The 18,234-nt window shown below is 65.1% G+C and carries 13 protein-coding genes; 5 read left to right on the forward strand and 8 right to left on the reverse strand.

Going from position 1 to position 18,234, the window contains the following annotated elements; genetic code table 11:
- The 4 genes from LAQ58_RS17885 to LAQ58_RS17900 all read right to left on the reverse strand — a co-directional run bounded on the left by LAQ58_RS17885 (position 1) and on the right by LAQ58_RS17900 (position 4,701).
- A complete protein-coding gene (locus tag LAQ58_RS17885; RefSeq protein ID WP_224450227.1) occupies positions 1-1,038 on the reverse strand; it encodes an ABC transporter ATP-binding protein in 1,038 nt (345 codons plus the stop codon).
- Positions 1,035-2,018, reverse strand: a complete 984-nt coding sequence (locus LAQ58_RS17890; RefSeq protein WP_224450228.1) for an ABC transporter permease — start codon at positions 2,016-2,018, stop codon at positions 1,035-1,037. Before LAQ58_RS17890 ends, LAQ58_RS17885 begins: the two co-directional genes overlap by 4 nt.
- Before the next feature lie 4 nt (positions 2,019-2,022).
- Complete coding sequence (locus tag LAQ58_RS17895) at positions 2,023-3,000, reverse strand: ABC transporter permease (protein ID WP_224450229.1); 978 nt, start codon at positions 2,998-3,000, stop codon at positions 2,023-2,025.
- A gap of 72 nt (positions 3,001-3,072) precedes the next feature.
- On the reverse strand, positions 3,073-4,701 hold the full coding sequence (locus tag LAQ58_RS17900) for an ABC transporter substrate-binding protein (protein ID WP_224450230.1): 1,629 nt from the start codon (positions 4,699-4,701) through the stop codon (positions 3,073-3,075).
- A 271-nt stretch (positions 4,702-4,972) separates the two neighbouring features.
- Here LAQ58_RS17900 and LAQ58_RS17905 point away from each other — a divergent pair, with 271 nt between their 5' ends.
- Positions 4,973-6,352 carry a M28 family peptidase gene (locus LAQ58_RS17905; RefSeq protein WP_224450231.1) on the forward strand — a complete coding sequence of 460 codons (1,380 nt, stop codon included), beginning with the start codon at positions 4,973-4,975 and terminating at the stop codon, positions 6,350-6,352.
- A gap of 262 nt (positions 6,353-6,614) precedes the next feature.
- Here LAQ58_RS17905 and arsN2 read toward each other — a convergent pair whose 3' ends face one another.
- Positions 6,615-7,049 (reverse strand): arsenic resistance N-acetyltransferase ArsN2, encoded by a 435-nt coding sequence (arsN2, locus tag LAQ58_RS17910; RefSeq protein WP_224450232.1) that lies wholly within the window; start codon positions 7,047-7,049, stop codon positions 6,615-6,617.
- Positions 7,050-7,285: 236 nt separating this feature from the next.
- Between arsN2 and LAQ58_RS17915 the strand changes: the two genes are divergently transcribed.
- Together LAQ58_RS17915 and gdhB are read left to right on the forward strand one after the other, a co-directional pair.
- Positions 7,286-8,464 carry a M24 family metallopeptidase gene (locus LAQ58_RS17915; RefSeq protein WP_224450233.1) on the forward strand — a complete coding sequence of 393 codons (1,179 nt, stop codon included), beginning with the start codon at positions 7,286-7,288 and terminating at the stop codon, positions 8,462-8,464.
- A gap of 2 nt (positions 8,465-8,466) precedes the next feature.
- A complete protein-coding gene (gdhB, locus tag LAQ58_RS17920) occupies positions 8,467-9,762 on the forward strand; it encodes a glutamate dehydrogenase GdhB (RefSeq protein WP_224450234.1) in 1,296 nt (431 codons plus the stop codon).
- Positions 9,763-9,812: 50 nt separating this feature from the next.
- On the opposite strand, the gene LAQ58_RS17925 is transcribed toward gdhB, so the two are convergent.
- Together LAQ58_RS17925 and LAQ58_RS17930 are read right to left on the reverse strand one after the other, a co-directional pair.
- Positions 9,813-12,986 carry an FAD-binding and (Fe-S)-binding domain-containing protein gene (locus LAQ58_RS17925; RefSeq protein ID WP_224450235.1) on the reverse strand — a complete coding sequence of 1,058 codons (3,174 nt, stop codon included), beginning with the start codon at positions 12,984-12,986 and terminating at the stop codon, positions 9,813-9,815.
- Positions 12,987-12,995: 9 nt separating this feature from the next.
- Complete coding sequence (locus LAQ58_RS17930) at positions 12,996-13,967, reverse strand: D-2-hydroxyacid dehydrogenase (RefSeq protein WP_224450236.1); 972 nt, start codon at positions 13,965-13,967, stop codon at positions 12,996-12,998.
- A 203-nt stretch (positions 13,968-14,170) separates the two neighbouring features.
- On the opposite strand from LAQ58_RS17930, the gene LAQ58_RS17935 reads away from it, so the two are divergent.
- Both LAQ58_RS17935 and ilvA read left to right on the forward strand, forming a co-directional pair.
- The gene (locus tag LAQ58_RS17935) at positions 14,171-15,451 is read left to right on the forward strand and encodes an amidohydrolase (protein ID WP_224450237.1); all 1,281 of its coding nucleotides are present in this window, start codon (positions 14,171-14,173) and stop codon (positions 15,449-15,451) included.
- Between the two features lie 59 nt (positions 15,452-15,510).
- Positions 15,511-16,791 carry a threonine ammonia-lyase gene (gene ilvA, locus LAQ58_RS17940; RefSeq protein WP_224450621.1) on the forward strand — a complete coding sequence of 427 codons (1,281 nt, stop codon included), beginning with the start codon at positions 15,511-15,513 and terminating at the stop codon, positions 16,789-16,791.
- 88 nt (positions 16,792-16,879) lie between these two features.
- Here ilvA and LAQ58_RS17945 read toward each other — a convergent pair whose 3' ends face one another.
- A complete protein-coding gene (locus LAQ58_RS17945) occupies positions 16,880-18,232 on the reverse strand; it encodes an aminotransferase class III-fold pyridoxal phosphate-dependent enzyme (RefSeq protein WP_224450238.1) in 1,353 nt (450 codons plus the stop codon).
- Positions 18,233-18,234: the final 2 nt, after the last annotated feature.

Below are 18,234 nucleotides of genomic sequence, written 5' to 3' on the forward strand. Positions count from 1 at the left end.
TCAGTCACCTCCCACGTTCTGGGCCGCGGCGGTCTGTTCCCAGGTCCTCGCGTCGTCGGCGTACGGCCGCAGTTCCGCGTCTATCTCGTCGGCGTAGTGGCAGTACGACCGTAGGCCGTTCTTGTAGTGCGCTTCGGGTTCCTCCCTGCGGCACCGGTCGGTCGCCATCGGGCACCGCTCGGCGAACCGACAGCCCTGCGGCGGGTCCACGAGTTCCGGCGGGTAGCCCGCGATCGAAAGCAGGTCCTGGTTCTCCATCCGGATGTTGGGAAACGCCCGCTTCAGACCGATGGTGTAGGGGTGGTACGGCTGGTTGAATATCTCGTCGACAGGCCCCTCCTCGGCGACCTTTCCGGCGTACATCACGAGAACGCGGTCGCACGTCTCGGCGACGACGCTCACGTCGTGGGTGATGACCAGCATCGAGGAGTTGATCTCCTCCTGGATGGAGCTGATGCGCTTGAGAATCTGGTCTTGCATGATGACGTCGAGCGCCGTCGTCGGCTCGTCGGCCAGCATCAGCGACGGTTCGAGCACCAGCGCCATCGCGATCATCGCCCGCTGGCGCATCCCACCCGAGAACTGGTGCGGGTAGTCGTCGGCGCGCTCGGGGTCCAGCCCCACGAGTTCGAACATCTCGGTCACCATCTCGTCGGACTCGACGCGACCTGTCCCCGGTCGGTGGGTCTCGACGGCCTCGACGATCTGTTCGCGGATGGTGTACACCGGGTCCAGCGAGTTCATCGCCGACTGGGCGATCATCGAGATCTCCTCCCACTTGAGGCGGCGACGTTCAGGACCGGACAGTTCGGTGAGGTCGTCGCCTTTGAAATTGATGCTGCCGCTGTTGACGTAGCCGGCGTCCGGGAGGATGCCGATTATCGCCTTCGCGAGCGTTGTCTTGCCGCAGCCGGATTCGCCGACGATGCCGAGGTTCTCGCCCTCTTCGAGCTCGAACGAGACGCCGTCGACCGCCTGCGCCGGTCCGTCTTCGGTTTCGTAGTAGACTTCGAGGTCGTTGACTTCGAGTAAACTCATTGTAGCTTGGGGTTAGTTATCTCTTCGTAGCCGCGGCCGATGAGGAAGCCGCTGATCACGAGCAGTCCGATGCAGATTCCCGGCGGCACGAACCACCACCACGCGCCGAACTGGAGCGCCGAGTACGCCCGCGACGCTTGGAGCATCGTGCCCCACGAGACGGTGTTCGGGTCGCCGAGACCGATGAACGAGACGCCCGCCTCGGCCAGGATGGCCCACGCGATGCCGAACGAACCGTAGAGGAACGTCAGCGGCAGGACGTTGGGCGCGAGATGTCTGCTGATGATGTGCCAGTCGCCCGCGCCGGCGACCTCCGCGGCTTTTACGAACGGTCGCTCGCGGAGCGAGAGCGCCTGCGATCGGATGACGCGGGCGGTCGAGCGCCACTGGAGGATTATCAGCGCGAAGATGATGTTCCAGAGGTTCGGCCCCATCACCGCGACGAGCACGATGACCGTCGGCAGCAGCGGCATCCCGTACAGGAAGTCGACTAACCGCATCAGCGCGTCGTCGACCTTCCCGCCGTAGTAGCCCGCGACGAGACCGACGAGCGTTCCGATACCGGCGGTGAACACCGCCGCGATGAGGCCGACCATCAGCGCCGCCCGCGTGCCGTACACGAGCTGGCTGAAGATGTCGAACCCCTCTGCGGTCGTCCCGAGGATGTAGGGGGTGTCGGCGCCGAGAATCGACGGCTCGGCCCACTTGTCGATGATTATCTCCGCGTCGCCCTGGTACTGGCGCTTCAGCGGCTGATGAGTCGCTATGACCGGCGCGAAGATGGCGATGAGCACGAACGCCGCCACGGTGACGAGTGAGAGCTTGACCGACAGTTCGTCGGTCAGCTTCCCCCAGTGGTCGCGAAGCGTCTCGCGCCAGAGGCGGGCCGTCCGTTGCCACTTGTTGATCTCCTCGTCGGACGAACTGCTGTCGTCGAGGTCGGCGAATATCGACCGACTGGTGTGTTCTTCTTGTGCCATTGTTCTAGTCGTAGGTCACCCGGGGGTCGAGGTAGCCGTACGCCAGGTCGGCGACGAAGTTCAGGAAGATGATGGTCGTAGCGAGGACCATGAACGTCCCCTGCGCGACGGGGAAGTCCCGCCGGAGCACCGCCCGAACCATCTCCCGACCGAGACCGGGCCATGCGAACACCGTCTCGATGAGCACGCTCCCGCCGACGGCGTAGCCGAGGGCGATGGCTGCCGCCGTGACGATGGGCAAGAGCGCGTTCCGCGCGGCGTGTCTGAACATGATCGTCCGCTCTTTCAGCCCCTTCGCGCGGCAGACGTCGATGAAGTCCTCCGAGAGCACTTCGAGCATGCTGGAGCGCATGATGAGAAGCGGGTAGCCCATGAAGTAGAAGCCCAACACCAGCGCCGGCGCGAGGAGGTGGTGCAGGAAGTCCAGCGAGAACACCATCTGCCAAAAGCTCGTGCTCTGAGTGCCGAGGCTGGTCATCCCGCTCATCGGGATGACGCCCAGGTTTGCGCCGAAGATCCACAGGACGATCAGCCCGACGTAGAAGGTGGGGACGCTCCGGGCGGTCAGCGCGACGATGACCGCGTTCTTCTCGAATCGCGAACCGCGGTACCACCCCGATAGCACGCCGATCGTGATTCCGATGGCGTAGGCCGAGATGAACGCCGTCAGCATGAGTATGAGCGTGTTCGGCAGGTAGGTCGCGATGACGTCCGTGACTGGCTGGTTAGAGTGAAACGACTGACCGAAATTCAACATCACCAGATTTTCTAGGAATTTGATGTACTGAATGTGTAGCGGCTGGTCAAGCCCGTAGCTCGCGATGATCTGTTGACGTGCCTCTTGTGTCATCTGCGAAGAGACTACGTACGACGTCGGATCGCCGGGCATGAGCCGAAACAGACCGAACAGCACTGTTCCGACCGCCCAGAGCGTCACGACAAGTTGTAATGTACGTCTGATGACGAAACTCGCTTTTCCCATAATATTATTGTATGCTTACCGTGTTACCGTTGGTTTTCGTGAAATCCCGCACCGAAGTCGACTGTTTTCCGGTTAGTTACCGCTCGGCGCTTGGAGCATATCGTTGTCGTCCCACGTGTAGCCGGCTTCTTCGAGTCGGCTCCGCGCGGCCTCCTTACTCTCCTCGTACTTCGTCACGTCCTCTGTGTGGAGCGGGCCGAACGCCGACGAGACGATGTTGAACCCGGTCTCCGGGAAGCCGAACAGAATCTGGTCGACGATGGGCGTCCGCGGGATGGTTTCGACCAGCGCCTTCCGCAGCTGTTTGTCGTCGAGACCTTGTTCGCGCTCGTTCGGCGTGAACATCCAGAACGTCGGCGCGGTCTGGAACGTCGTCCCGATGTTCTCGTTGTCTTGGTTCTGGTCGAGGCTGCGGTCGATGCGACCGAACGGCTCGTAGTTGAGGTCGCCGTTGATGAGGTTCTCCCACACCGTCGACGCCTCGGGGATGACGCGCCAGAACCGCTTTTCGAAGGAGACGGGCGCGAAGTGGTCGTCGAACTTCGTCATGCCGAACTCGCTTCCTTTCTCCCAGTAGTCGAACATCATCGGGCCGCTGCCGACCGGCTCTTGGATGTTCGCCTGGCTCGGATTGTCGCGGTCGGCCCACTTGTGTTCGGGGATGATGGGCAGGAGGTTCGCGACCGCGAGGTTGAACGGACCGAGCGGCTGCGACATGTTGATGCGAACCGTCTGCTCGTCGACGACCTCGGCGTTGTCGATGTACTGCGACTGCGTCGAGTACAGCGGCACCTCGTTCTCGCTGATGTAGTTGTACGTGAACGCGACGTCCTCGGCGGTGAGGTCTTCGCCGTCGTGCCACGAGTGGTCGGTGCGGATGGTGTACTCCATCGTGGTCTCGTCGACCCGGTTCCAGTCCGTCGCGAGGCTGACCTCGGGGTCGGGCTCTGCGTTGTTGTTGAGCTGGACCAAGAAGTCGTACATCATGTTGAACTGGTAGACGTGCTTGCTCTCGTCGTTGTGGCCGAGCACGTTCATCGTCGAGAGCGTCTCGGGCCAATAGCCCTTCAGGGTGTTCTCGCCGCCCTTCATCTCCAGGTTGATCATCGTCCAGTAGGAGTTGAAGCCGTTGGCGAGGTCCGCCTGCCAGTTGCCGACCTGATTTTTGTTGTAGATGGCCGCCTGTGGCATGTGCGTGATGGGCATCGTCGGCACGTCGTCCATCAGCGTCTTTTGGATCTCGTGCGCCTGGTTGATTCGGGTGTCGGGGTCCGGTTCGGCCAGGTAGCTCTGCATCATCTCGTCGAGGTCGGGGTTCTCGTAGCCGGAGTAGTTACCCTGACCCGGACCGGTGTTCCCGGAGTTGAACAGGTTGTTCAGTTCCGTCACCGGTTCCGAAACGAAGAACGTGTGCCACGTCGCGAAGCTGTAGTTGTACTCCTCGGACACGCGGCTGAACAAGGTACCCCATTCGAGAACGTCGACCTCCATATCCAGTCCGAGGTCGCTGAACTGGTCCGCGATGAGGTTTATCGCGTCGTGTCTCGGGGGGTTGTAGCTCTGCGCGTTGTTGACGTAGGTGTACGTGGAAAGGCCCGAACCCGCGCTAGCACCTTCGTTGTCGCCGCTCCCGTTCCCGTTTCCGCTTTTGTTTCCGCCGTCGTTCTCGTTTCCTCCGGCACAACCGGCTAAGGCCGTCATACCCGCGACTCCGCCCGCCGTCGCTGCTTTTAGAAATCTCCGCCGATTTACGTGATTGGTATCCTCTGGCATGTTTGTGAGTATCTTTAACGGTAACATAAATATCTTTCCACCTGTTCTGTCGTATGAGCAGGATAAACAAGAATCTACATGATTAAAACCGAACCCGTTGAGCCATAGCTGACATATTTGTCGAATTTTGTCCGGAATCAACGCCGATGTCGGAGAGAAACCAGAAGACTATTGTGAAAAGATATCACACCCCACTTCGATGACCGAACTGCCAGATGCAGTCGTGGGTAGCGCCTACCGGAGTACGGTCGGGTGGGACCTCTTGGCCGAGTTAGAGGATCTGAACGACCGGATGCCGGGACACGAGGGCGAACGGGTGGGGGCGGACCTCGTGGCCGAAGCGTTCGAGGCGGTCGGACTCGACGACGTCTCGTTGGACCCGTTTCCCATCCCGGCGTGGTGGCGCGGCGACGCGAGCCTCACCGTCGCGCACGGAGACCGAGAGACGACGTTCGCTCGCTCGCACGAACTCGTCGAGTTGCCGGGGACGCCGTCGGGCGAGGTAACGGGCAAACTCGTGGACATGGGGTACGGTCTCCCCGAGGACTTCGAGGGCGTCGACCTCACGGGCGACATCGCGATGGCGTCCAGCCTCACCCCCGACGACTACGGCCGGTGGGTCCACCGGTCGGAGAAGTACCACTACGCCGCCGAATCCGGGGCTGCGGCGTTCGTCTTCTACAACCACATCGAGGGGGCGCTGCCGCCGACCGGAAACATCGGGAGTGTGAACGGACCGGGCCCGATTCCGGCCATCGGCGCGAGCAAAGAGACGGGCGCGCGACTCCAGCGGTACTGCGACGACGGCACCGTTGAGGCCGATCTGTCCGTCGCGGCAGAGGTCGGCCGCAGCACCTCCCACAACGTCGAAGCGACGGTCGGTCCCGAAACCGACGAAGCGGTGTTGTTCACAGCGCACGTCGACGGCCACGACGTGGGAACGGCCGCCAACGACAACGGGTTCGGAACCGCCATGGTCGTCGAAGTCGGCAAGATGCTGGCGCAGGTCGCAGACGAACTGGAGACGAAGGTCCGCCTCGTCGTCTTCGGCGCCGAGGAGACCGGCCTGTACGGCTCGTACTACTGGAGCCACACCCACGACTTGGACGACGTGAAGTGCATCGTCAACGTTGACGGCGCGGGCTACTCGCGGAATCTCGAAATCCACAGTCACGGTTTCGAGGCGGTGGCCGACGCGTTCGACGCCGTCAGCGAGGAGTACGAGATTCCCGTCCACACCGAAGACGGGATTCGACCGAACAGCGACCACTGGCCGTTCGTTCAGCGCGGCGTCGCGGGCGTCCAAGGTCGGTCCTCCTCGGACGGTAGCGGCCGCGGGTGGGGCCATACGCACGGCGACACGCTCGACAAACTCGACGTGCGCGACCTGCGGGACATGTCGATTCTCTGCGCCGCGGGCGTCGCGCGACTCGCCCGAAGCGACGTCGAAGTCGACCACGTGGACGACGAAAAGATAAAGCGAGCGTGTCTGGACGAGGGCTTCGACGTAGGGATGAAGGCGACGGACTCGTGGCCGTGGGGTGAGCCGAAGGACTGGCCCTGGGCGGACGAACTGTAGTCCGTTCGCAGGTCGTCGTCGCGGCCCTCACCGAGGTCGAACTCGAACACTCGGACTCACATTAATATAGTGTCTGTATACTAGTCGTAAATTGAAAACTGATATAGGAAAAACATAGCGTACTGGGTGAAGGCCGAATACATTCGTACTCCAACCCAAGCAGTCGAACGTGAACGGGTACACCGGCGAACAGCGGCACCCACGAATCGTCAGTATCAGAGACGATACCGCTCGCCGCTGCGACTCGTTCGCGAGGAAATCCTCACAGCTGCTTCCTCATGCACGTGGCCGTCGTCGGGCACAGGTCGTCGAACTCGGTAGTCCGGCGAATCGTCGCCGGTGCGTCGGCCCGTCGTATCTCTCTGTAGCCGAGATTCGCGAAGAACCGCGGCGCGGTCGTGGTGAGGAGATAGAGCGTCTCGACACCCTCACTCCGCGCTTCGGTTTCAAGTGCTCCGCACAGTTGCTTTCCGAACCCCTCTCCCCGCATCGACTGTTCGACGACGACCGACCGGAGGAGACCGTCCGAGTCGTACGCTTCGATACCGCCGATGCCGAGCGTCTCGCTCCCGACGTACGCGACGTAAAAACAGTCCACCTTCGACTGTACGTCCCGACACGGGAGACCGTTCCTCTCCAGCAGCCTCTCGAGGTACGCGACATCGTCGGCACCGACTCGCCGGAGTGTCACGCTCATACGTGACGTACCGCCCGGTACGGCTAATACTTTTTCTCGAACCGACGAGATCGACCGTGTCATCGTTTTCGACAGATTTTGGCCGCTGTCGGGTCCGTCACCTAGTTGCAGTCGCTCGCGCGAATCCGAGTCCGCTATCCGTCCACGACTGGCAGCAGAAGTACACAAAATCCGTTTCTCACGTACACAAAAAAGTTATACAGTCGCTCCCCGAACCGACAAAGCGAGACGTTGTCATGGACCAAGCGGTGTTCGATATAGCGGAGTACGACCGACGAATCGCCCGGACGAAAGCGCGGATGCGAGAGGAGGAGTTAGACGCCCTCGTCGTCAGTGATCCGGCGAACATGAACTACCTCACCGGCTACGACGGCTGGTCGTTCTACGTCCACCAGGCCGTCATACTCACTCCCGACCGGGACGAACCCATCTGGGTCGGTCGACAGATGGACGCGACCGGTGCGCGCGCGACGACGCGGCTCTCCGAGGAGAGCATCCGCCCCTACAGCGACGACCACGTCCAGTCGCCGCGGGACCTCCACCCGATGGACTTCTTTGCGGGGGTGCTGTCAGACCTCGGCGTCGACGACGGCCGGATCGGTCTCGAAATGGACGCGTACTACTTCACCGCGAAGTCCTACACGCGCCTGCAGCAGAACCTCCCCGAAGCCGACTTCGAGGACATCACCTTACTCGTGAACTGGGTGCGCGTGAAGAAGTCCGAACAGGAACTGGAGTACATGGAGCAGGCCGCCCGCATCTCCGAGAACGCGATGCAGGCCGGTCTCGACGCCATCGGCGAGGGCGTCCCCGAGTACGAGGCGGCCGAAGCCATCTACTCGGCGCTCATCGACGGAACCGACGAGTACGGCGGCGACTACCCGGCCATCGTACCGCTGATGCCGTCGGGCGACTACACGGGCACGCCGCACCTGACGTGGACCGACCGCCCCTTCAGGAACGGCGACCCGGTGCTCATCGAACTGTCGGGCTGTCGGCACCGCTACCACTCGCCGCTCGCGCGGACGACGTTCGTCGGCGACCCGCCCTCGGAGGTCGAGGAGACCGCCGAAATCGTCGTCGAGGGGATGGAGGCTGCGCTCGACGCCGTCGAACCCGGCGTCACCTGCGAGTCGGTCGAGAAGGCGTGGCGCGACACCATCGCGAAGTACGGCGTCGAGAAGGCCGACCGCATCGGCTACTCGATGGGGCTGGGCTACCCGCCGGACTGGGGCGAGCACACCGCGAGTCTTCGTCCCGGCGACGAGACGGTGCTCGAAGAGAACATGACGTTCCACACCATTCCGGGACTCTGGTTCGACGATTTCGGCGTCGAACTCAGCGAGACGTTCCGCGTCACGTCGACCGGCGCCGAACCGCTCGCCGACTTCCCGCGACGGCTGTTCACCGCGTGATTATGACCGCAAAAAATTCGGACGGAACCGCGTCCGAGGCGAGCGACACCGCCGATGCAGAGTCGACGCTATCGAACGCCCGCCGACAGCTCGAACGCGCGGCAGCGCACGTCGACATCGACTCGGGCGTCGTCGAGCGATTGAAACACCCGACCCGAGTGCAGCGGGTATCCGTCCCGCTGCGCCGCGACGACGGGTCGCTGGAGGTGTACACCGGGTTCCGCGCCCAGCACGACGACGTTCGCGGTCCCTACAAGGGCGGCCTGCGCTACCACCCGGAGGTGAACGCCGAGGAGTGCATCGGCCTGTCGATGTGGATGACGTGGAAGTGCGCAGTGATGGACCTCCCGTTCGGCGGCGGGAAGGGTGGCATCGCCGTCGACCCGAAGACGCTCTCGACGAAGGAGCGCGAGCGACTCACCCGGCGCTTCGCCGAGGAGATACGCAACGCCATCGGCCCGAAGAAGGACGTTCCCGCGCCCGACATGGGGACGGACTCGCAGACAATGGCGTGGTTCATGGACGCCTACTCGATGCAGGAGGGCGAGACGACGCCGGGCGTCGTCACCGGCAAGCCGCCGTCCATCGGCGGGTCGTACGGCCGCGAGGAGGCGCCTGGTCGGAGTGTCGCCATCGTGACGCGCGAGGCCGTCAACTACTACGACTGGGAGATCGAAGAGACGACCGTCGCCGTCCAGGGGTTCGGTAGCGTCGGCGCGAACGCCGCCCGCCTCCTCGACGAGTGGGGCGCGAAGATCGTCGCCGTCAGCGACGTCGACGGCGCCATCTACGATCCCGCCGGTCTCGACACGAACGACGTCGAGAGCCACGAGGAGCGGCCAGGGATGGTCTCCGGCTACGACGCCCCGAAGACGCTCACGAACGCCGAGTTGCTCGAACTCGACGTCGACGTCCTCGTTCCGGCAGCCGTCAGCAACGCAATCACCGTCGACAACGTCGACGACGTGCGGGCAGGAATGGTCGTCGAGGGAGCCAACGGGCCGACGACGTTCGCCGCCGACACGATTCTCGAAGAGCGAGGCGTCCCCGTGATTCCGGACATCCTCGCGAACGCGGGCGGCGTCACCGTCTCGTACTTCGAGTGGCTCCAGGACATCAACCGTCGGGCGTGGCCGCTCGACCGCGTCAACGACGAACTGGAGACGGAGATGCTGAAGGCGTGGAACGCGGTCCGCGCGGAGGTCGACGAGCGCGATCTGACGTGGCGCGACGCCGCCTACGCGGTGGCGCTCTCGCGCATCGGCGAAGCGAAGGCGACGCGCGGACTGTGGCCCTGACGTCGGGTCGGCGCTGACGGCTCCAGCTTCCCGCGCAGCGCTGATTTTCCTCAGCGGTTCAGCGCCTCGGCGACTTTCTCGACCGGATGCGGCGGCTCCAGTGCGGCTTCGCCGCGGTCACCCAGTTGCGTCCGACACGACGCGCCGGGGGCGACGACGACGTCGCCGCCGCTCTCGTCGACCTGGTCGTAGAGGATGCTGGCGATGGCCTCGCTCATCGAGTAGTGTTCAGCCTCGTAGCCGAAGCTCCCGGCCATGCCACAGCATCCGGAGTCGAGTGGGTCGACCTCGTACCCGGCACGTCGGAGCACGCCGACGGCGTGGTGGTCTTTCCGCGTCGCCTTCTGGTGGCAGTGGCCGTGGTAGGTCAGCGACTCGGCGGGCGCAGACAGCGGCAGCGCCTCGTCGAGTCGGAACACGTCGAGGTACTCCATGACACCGTAGGTGTTCGCCGCCACGGCCTTGAGGTCCTTGAGGGGGACCGACCGGTTCGAATCGCACGCGTCCCGCGACTCGCCTAGTAGGTCGAGATAATCCGACTGGAGCATCACCGCGTCGGAGGGTTCGACGAGGACGACGTCCCAGCCGTCGGCGACGCGAGGAGCCAGCGCCGCCACGTTCGTCGCGGCGCGCTCTCGGGAACGGTCGAGAAAACCCTTCGAGTGGGCGGGCCGACCGGTCGAGGTGACGTCCTCGGGGAGTGCGACGTGGACGCCCGCCGATTCGAGCACGCGGACAGCCGCCTTCCCAGCCTCGGGGTGATTATAGTTCGTGTACGTGTCCGGGAACAGCAGCACCCGTCTGTCGGCTGCCGACACCGGGACGCGGGAGCCGCCACGCTCGTCGAACCAGTCGACGAACGTCTCGCGGCGGAACGTCGGCAGCGAGCGCTCTCGGGCGATGCCGACGGTCTTCTCCAGCAGCGTCCGCGCACCCGGAAGTTTCGCCGCCCAGTTCGAGACGGGGGCGAGCGCCGATCCGAGAGCGTTGAGTCGGTCGACCTCCGAGAACAGGTGGTCACGGAGGCTCGCGCCGTGGCGCTCGTGGTGGGCGTGTTCGACCTCGGCTTTGAGCTTCGCCATGTCGACCTCGCTGGGGCAGTCGCGCGCGCACCCCTTACAGCCGACACAGAGGTCCATCACCTCCCGCACGAACGCCACGTCGTGACTCTCCTCGGAGAGGTCGCCGCTCATCGCCTGTCTGAGCATGTTCGCCCGCCCGCGGGTCGAGAGGCTCTCCTCCTCGGCGGCGCGGTAGGTCGGACACATCACGCCGCCTGTGGTGTCTTGCTTCCCCCGACAGCCGCCACAGCCGTGACAGAGTTCGGCCATCCCTTGAAAGCCGTTCGCCGTGTCCCACCGGAGCGCGGGGTCGAAGCCAGGGTCGAACTCGTACTCCGGGTCGAATCGCAGATTCTCGGCCATCGAGACGGCGTCGGCGCGCGGCGGCGCGTCCGCCGGTCGCGTCTCCGACTCGGCGTAACCGCAGACCTGCCCGGGGTTCAACAGCCAGTCGGGATCGAACGTCGTCTTCAAGTCGCGGAACGCCCGCCAGAGTCGGTCACCGTACAGTTTGCGGTTCCACTGGGTCCGCGCGCGGCCGTCGCCGTGTTCGCCTGAGACGCTGCCGCCGAACTCGACGACGAAGTCGGTCACCGCGTCGGCGATTGTCTCGAACGTCTCCCGCCCCTCGACGGTCTTGGTGTTGACGAGCGGGCGCACGTGGAGGACGCCGGGGCCGGCGTGCGCGTAGAAACTCGTGTTCGCGTCGTGGTCGTCGATGACCTCGCGGAACCGCTCGACGTACTCCGGGAGTCGCTCCGCCGGAACCGCGCAGTCCTCGATGAACGAGATGTGCTTCTCGTCGGTCGTCCGCGACAGCAGGATGGGCGCGGCCGCCTTCCGCATCTTCCAGAGTCCCGCGCGCTCCGCGGCGTCGTGGGCCTCCAGTGCCGCGAACGCGCGAGCGTCGTCGGCGGGTTCGACGCTCTCGGACGGCGTCGTCTCGGGGGTCGCCGACGGCACGCGCGAGGCGAGGAGATCCGCCACCTGCTGGCGACCGTGTTCTTCGGAGTCGGCGTAGAACTCGACCAGGAGCGCGCCGCGCGTCCCCTCCGGGAGCGACGCGGCGACATCGTGGAACTCGGCGGTCTCCAGCGCGAGGTCGATGAGCACGTCGTCGATGAGTTCGACGGCGGCGGGTCCGTGCTCGAGGATGGGCGCGACATCGGCGGCGGCGGCGTACACGTCTTCGTACGTTAACAGCGCGACCGCCTTCGTGTTCGGCACTAGTTCGAGCGAGACGGTCGCCTCGGTGACGATTGCGAGGGTTCCCTCGCTCCCGGCGAGCAGACGCGCGAGGTTGACAGTTCCCGCTTCGCTATCGGGGTCGACTCGCGAGTCGTTGGGCGTGCGACGCTCGCCGCGCGCCTCGTCGACGAGCATGTCGAGGTTGTACCCCGAGACGTTGCGCTTCAGGTCGGGATACCGCGCGTCGATTTCCTCGGCCTCGTCGTCGAGGATGCGGACGACCTCTGCGTAGATGCGCGGCAGGAGGTCACTGTCGGGACCGTCGTCGCCCCACACCTCCGCGTCGGGGTCGGCCTTCTTGCGGAGTTCGTCGACCGCGATGTCGCCGAATCTCGTCACTGTCCCATCGGCGAGGACGACCTCCGCCTCCTCGACGTAGTAGTCAGTCTTGCCGTACACGAGCGAGTGCGCGCCGGTCGAGTTGTTGCCGATGGCGCCGCCGAGGACGCTCCGATCGCCCGCGGCCGGGTCGGGACCGAACTTCAGGCCGTGCGGAGCCGCGCGTTCGTTTAGCTCCGCGAGAATCGTTCCGGCCTGCGCAGTCGCTCTTCTTTCACCGGGGTCGACGTCGACGACGGCGTCCATATAACGCGAAAAGTCGAGGACGACCGCCTCGTTGACGGCCTGTCCCGCGAGGCTTGTGCCGCCGCCGCGCGGGAGAACTGGAATCTCGCGCTGGGCGCAGTAATCGACGACTGCGGCGACGTCCGCCGTCGACGTCGGGAAGACGACGCCGACGGGGGTCACCTCGTAGGCTGAGGCGTCGGTCGCGTACAGCTGTCGCGTATACTCGTCGAAGCGAACGTCGCCGTCGACGCGCGATTCGAGATCGCGGACGAGACCCGGGCGGTCGACGTCGCCGCCGGCGTACTCGTACTTTGCACGGGGGTCGGCGGAGGAGTCTGTCGCGGTCATCGACGGCGGTCAGACCGACTCCGGTGCGAGCACTTGGTTCGTGAGTCGCTCGCCAGCGTCCAGGCGGCCGACGTTCTCGGCAACGATATCTGCGAGCCGATCCCAGTGTTTCGGCGTGTGGCCGCCCGTGTGCGGCGTGATGAGACAGTTTTCGAGGTCCCACAGCGGATGGTCGGCTGGGAGCGGTTCGGGGTCGGTGACATCGAGCGCCGCGCCGCGTATCTTGTTCGATTGCAGCGCCGACACGAGTGCGTCGGTGTCGACGATGCCGCCCCGGGCGGTGTTGACGAGCACCGCGTCGGGTCGCATCGTCGCGAACTCTTCTTCACCCAAGAGGCCACGGGTCAGGTCGTTGAGCGGGCAGGCGAGGACGACGTACTCGCTGCGCGAGAGGGCGTCGTGAATCGCGTCCTCGTCGAAGCCGACGACCTCGTCGGTCGGTCCGCCTTTCTCGGGGGTGTAACGGATACCGATGGTGTCGACCTCGAACCCTTGGAGGCGCTGGACGAGCGCCTGGCCGATGGAACCGAGACCGACGACTGTGACGGTGCTGTCGGTGAACTCGCCTGACTGGAAGTGTCGCCACTCCGAGCGCTGCTTTCGCCGCCACCCCTCGTGGAGTCGGCGGGCGAAGGTGAGCATGTTTCCGATGGCCTGTTCGGCGATGCCCGGCGCGTGGATGCCGCCGGCGTTCGTGACGGCGACGCCGTGGTCCTCGAGCGCGTCCATCGGCAGGTGGTCGGTCCCGGCGAACGTGCAGGCGAACAGTTCGAGGCGCTCGGCGCAGGCGAGCAGTTCCTCGTCGATACTAATTCCGGTGACAACGCGCGCCTCCGTGACGAGTTCGCGCTCCTGTTTCGGCGTTCGAGCAAGCGCGACCGACTGGTCGGGGAGGTGTTCGCGCAGCACTTCGGCGTACGATTCCATCGAGAGTCCTTCCGTCCCCTCGCGGAGGACGACGACGTCCGGGTTCGTGGTCATGTAGATTGCTTCTCCGCCGGACGGCGGTGCGCGACGGTCGCCGACGCCTGCGAACCGCGTGAATCGCGTAACTCGTGCGACCCGCGAGATCCGTCCGGCATGTACGGTCGTACGATTGTGAGAGTCCGACTTAGTGTTTTTGTGTAACCGCTATCAACGGAAATCGTTCACAGTTAAGTGCGCGGGCCATGTTACAATAGCGCATGGTTGAGCCGATACGAGCACGATTGAGCGAGTTGCGACGAGAGCTCCACCGGTATCCGGAACCCGGCTGGTGTGAGTTCCAGACGACCGCGTGGCTCGTCGAGGAGCTTCGAGCCATCGGCGTCGACGAACTCGCCGTCGGACCGGAGGCGTACGACCCCGACGACCGGATGGCCGTCCCGCCCGAAGACCGCCTCGAAGCGTGGTACGACCGAGCGCGCGAGCGCGGCGTGGACGACGAACTCCTCCGGAAGATGGTGGGCGGCAACACCGGAGCCGTCGCCGTTCTCGACCGAGGCGAAGGACCGACCGTCGGTCTCCGCGTCGACATCGACGGGCTGTTCATCGAAGAGTCCGACGACGCCGACCACGCGCCGACCGCCGAGGGCTTCCGCTCGGAGACCGGCGAGACGATGCACGCCTGCGGCCACGACGCCCACATGACGTGGGGGCTCGCCACCCTCGAAGCGATAAAGGAAAGCGAGTTCGAGGGCCGACTCGTCGTGTTCTTCCAACCCGCCGAGGAGGTGTCCGGCGGCGGGTGTCCGATGGCGAAGAGCGAGTACACCGACGAACTCGACTACCTGTTCGCCGTCCACGTCGGTCTCGACCACCCGACGGGAGAGGTCGTCGCCGGCATCGAGCGCCCGCTGGCGATGTGTCACGTCGACGTCGAGATCGAAGGCACCTCCGCACACGCCGGTAAAGCGCCGCAGGACGGAGACAACGCCATTCAGGCGCTCGGAACCGCCATCCAGAACGTCTACGGCATTCCGCGCCACGCCGACGGGATGACCCGCGTCAACGTCGGGCGGGTCGAGGGCGGCACGGCGAGCAACATCATCGCCGAGGACGTCGGCGCCGTCGCCGAGGCCCGCGGCGAGACGACGGCGCTGATGGAGTACGCGAAGGAAGAGCTCACGAGGACGTTCGAGACGGCCGCCGAGATGCACGGCTGCGAGGCCAACGTCGACGTGGTGAGCGAGAGTCCGCGCGCCGACAGCGACCCCGAACTCGTCGACGTCGTCGCCGACGTCGCCCGCGGCGTTGAGGGCGTCGACACCGTCGTTCCCACCGCAGACTTCGGCGCGAGCGAGGACGCGACGTTCCTCATGCAGCGCGTCCAACGCGAGGGCGGCTTCGCGTCGTACCTCATCGTCGGCACCGACCACCCGACGAGCCACCACACGCCGACGTTCGACGTCGACGAGCGCAGCCTCAAAACCGGCGTCGAACTGCTCACGGGCGCGATTCTCGCCGTCGCGGAGGACGGACCGTGAGTTCGCCGTCCGGGGGGTCCGGTGAGTCCGAGGGGTCCGGTGAGTCCGAGGGGTCCGGATTGTCCGACGAGATACCCTCCGCCGACGAGGTCGTCACCACCGCTGACGTCGAGGCCGCCGCGGAGCGCCTCGCGGACGTGGTCCACCGGACGCCGCTCGACGGGTCGACGACGTTCGCCGAGCGAAGCGGCGCCGCCGCGGTCGGACTCAAACTGGAGAACGTCCAGCGGACGGGGTCGTTCAAGATTCGCGGCGCGTACAACGCGATGGCCCAACTCCCCGAGGAGGCGCGCGAGCGCGGCGTCGTCGCCGCAAGCGCCGGAAACCACGCGCAGGGAGTCGCCCTCGCTGGACAGTTGCTCAAGATTGACGCCACCATCGTCGTCCCCGAGGTGACACCGGCGGCGAAAATCGAGGCAACTCGCGGCTACGGCGCCGACGTCGTTGTCGAAGGACGCGACTACGAACGCTCGTACGAACACGCGCTGGAACTCGCCGACGAGGAGAGCCGAGAGTTCGTCCACCCGTTCGACGACGAGCGCGTCATCGCCGGACAGGGGACCGTCGGTCTCGAACTGGTCGAGCAAGACCCGGACGTCGACACCGTGCTCGTCTCGATAGGCGGGGGCGGTCTCGTTTCGGGCATCGCGACGGCGGTGAAAGCGCACGACCCCGATATCCGCGTCGTCGGCGTCCAACCCGAGGGGGCGGCCCACGCCAAGCCCTCGCTCGAACGCGACAAGATTCACGTGCTCTCGGAGGTCGACACCGTCGCCGAGGGCATCGCCGACGCCCGACTGCTGGTGAAGACGTTCGCTGTCGTCCGCGAGCGCGTCGACGACGTCGTCGCAGTGAGCGACGCCGACCTCGCAGTCGCGACAGCGCTGCTCGCGGAGCGGGCGAAGACGGTCGCCGAGGCAGCCGGCGCGGCACCAGTCGCAGCGCTGCTCTCGGGAGCAGTCGACGTCAAGGGAGAGCGCGTCGCGGCCGTCGTCTCCGGTGGGAACACGAACCTCACCGACCACGCCGAACTGAGTCGGGTCGGTCTCGAACGCCTCGGTCGCTACACCGAGGCCCGCCTCGAACTCGCGGGATGGCCGACAGTTCTCGGTGACGTGACGGAGACGGTCGAGGAACAGGGGGCGGAACTCAACGCGCTCGAACGCGTTCGACCGATGGCGGTCGACGACCTCAACCGGACACCGGTGCGAGTCGGCGTCGAGGGGAGCGGTCCCGACCACCTCCGCGACGTGTTAGCCGCGCTCGACGCGCTCGACGACGTGAGCGTCGTGAGGCACAGCCTCGACGCGGAGGTGCGGAGAGAGAACGAGTATAGCTGACGATTCGCCGTTTTTACGGCTGTCGCGCGTTTTCCGCGGAGTCTTCGGACGCTTTTCCGCGCGTTTCGCGGACTCTCTCGTCGCCGCGTCAGGCGAGCGCCTTTGAGCCGACGTCGTGCATCGCCTCGTTGAAGATGCCGATTCCCAGTTCGATCTCCCGCTCGGTTGAGTCTAACGGCGGGAGCAGACGAATCGTCTTCTTCCCGCAGCCGAGGGTGAGCAGGCCGCGTTCCAGAGCCGCCTGGACGACGGCGTCGCGGCGGTCCTTGGTATCGAACTCGACGGCCAGCATCAGCCCTTTCCCGCGCACGTCGTCGACGTGGTCGGGCGCGCCGTCGCGCAGGAGTTCCTTGGCCTGTCGGCCGCGTTCGGTGGCGTTGTCGAGGAGGTCGTACTCTTCGATGGCCTCCAGCGTGAACGCCCCCTGCATCGAGGCGAGGAGGTCGCCGCCGCCGAACGTCGATCCGAGGCGGTTCTTCTCCTCGGGGAAGATCTCCTTCTTCGAGATGGTCGCGCCGACGCGCAACGCCTTCGCGCTCGCGATGACGTCGGGTTCGATGGGGTAGTGGTCGGACGCCCACATCTCTCCCGTCCGGCCGACGCCCGACTGAATCTCGTCGACGACGAGCGGGATATCGTACGTCTCGCAGATGTCGCCCACCTCGGCGACGAACGACTCGTTCGGGAAGCGGTAGCCGCCGACGCCCTGAATCGGTTCGAGGATGGCGAAGGCGATTTCGTCGGGGTTGACGTGTCCGCCCTCGGGTTCGAGCACGTTTCGGAACTGTGAGCCGTCCTCGCGGGCGAACCCACAGTTGCAGTTGTCCGCGTCCGCGCAGTCGCAGAACGGTATCGTCTTGACGCCCGCGATCTCGGGGTAGTGGCGGGTGTACACCTCCTTCGAGAAGGTGAGCGACAGCGTGCCGAGGGTTCGACCGTGGAAACTTCCCTCGAACGCGTAGGCGTACTTCGCGGCCGGTTTGTGGTCGTGAGTTATCTTTATCGCGTTCTCGACGGCTTCCGCGCCGGAGTTCGAGAGGAACACGGTGTCCATCCCGTAGTGACTCGATACGTCGACGAGTCTCTCCATCAGGTGGCTCGCCCCGGGGAACTCGGTGGTCTCGGGGTCCGGACCCGCGCCGAAGTACATGTCCTGACCCGCTATCTTCATCGGCTCGACGAGGTCGAACTCACGGAGTTTCGAGACGATTTTCTCGTTGTTGTAGCCGAGCGGAGCCGCACCGATGTGACACGTGAAGTCGAGGAGGACGTTGCCGTCGACGTCGGTGACGAACGGGCCGTCGGCGTCGGCGGTCACGTCCCAGACGAACTCGTGAGAGTACTCGCTCGGTGCCGCGTGTTCCGTGTGGAACTCGATCCAGTCGCGCGCGTTGGGTCCGGGAAGCGCAGCTGTGTCGGGCTCCGCGGTATCCCTATCCATAC

Source organism: Haloprofundus salilacus (genome assembly GCF_020150815.1).
Taxonomy (GTDB): domain Archaea; phylum Halobacteriota; class Halobacteria; order Halobacteriales; family Haloferacaceae; genus Haloprofundus; species Haloprofundus salilacus.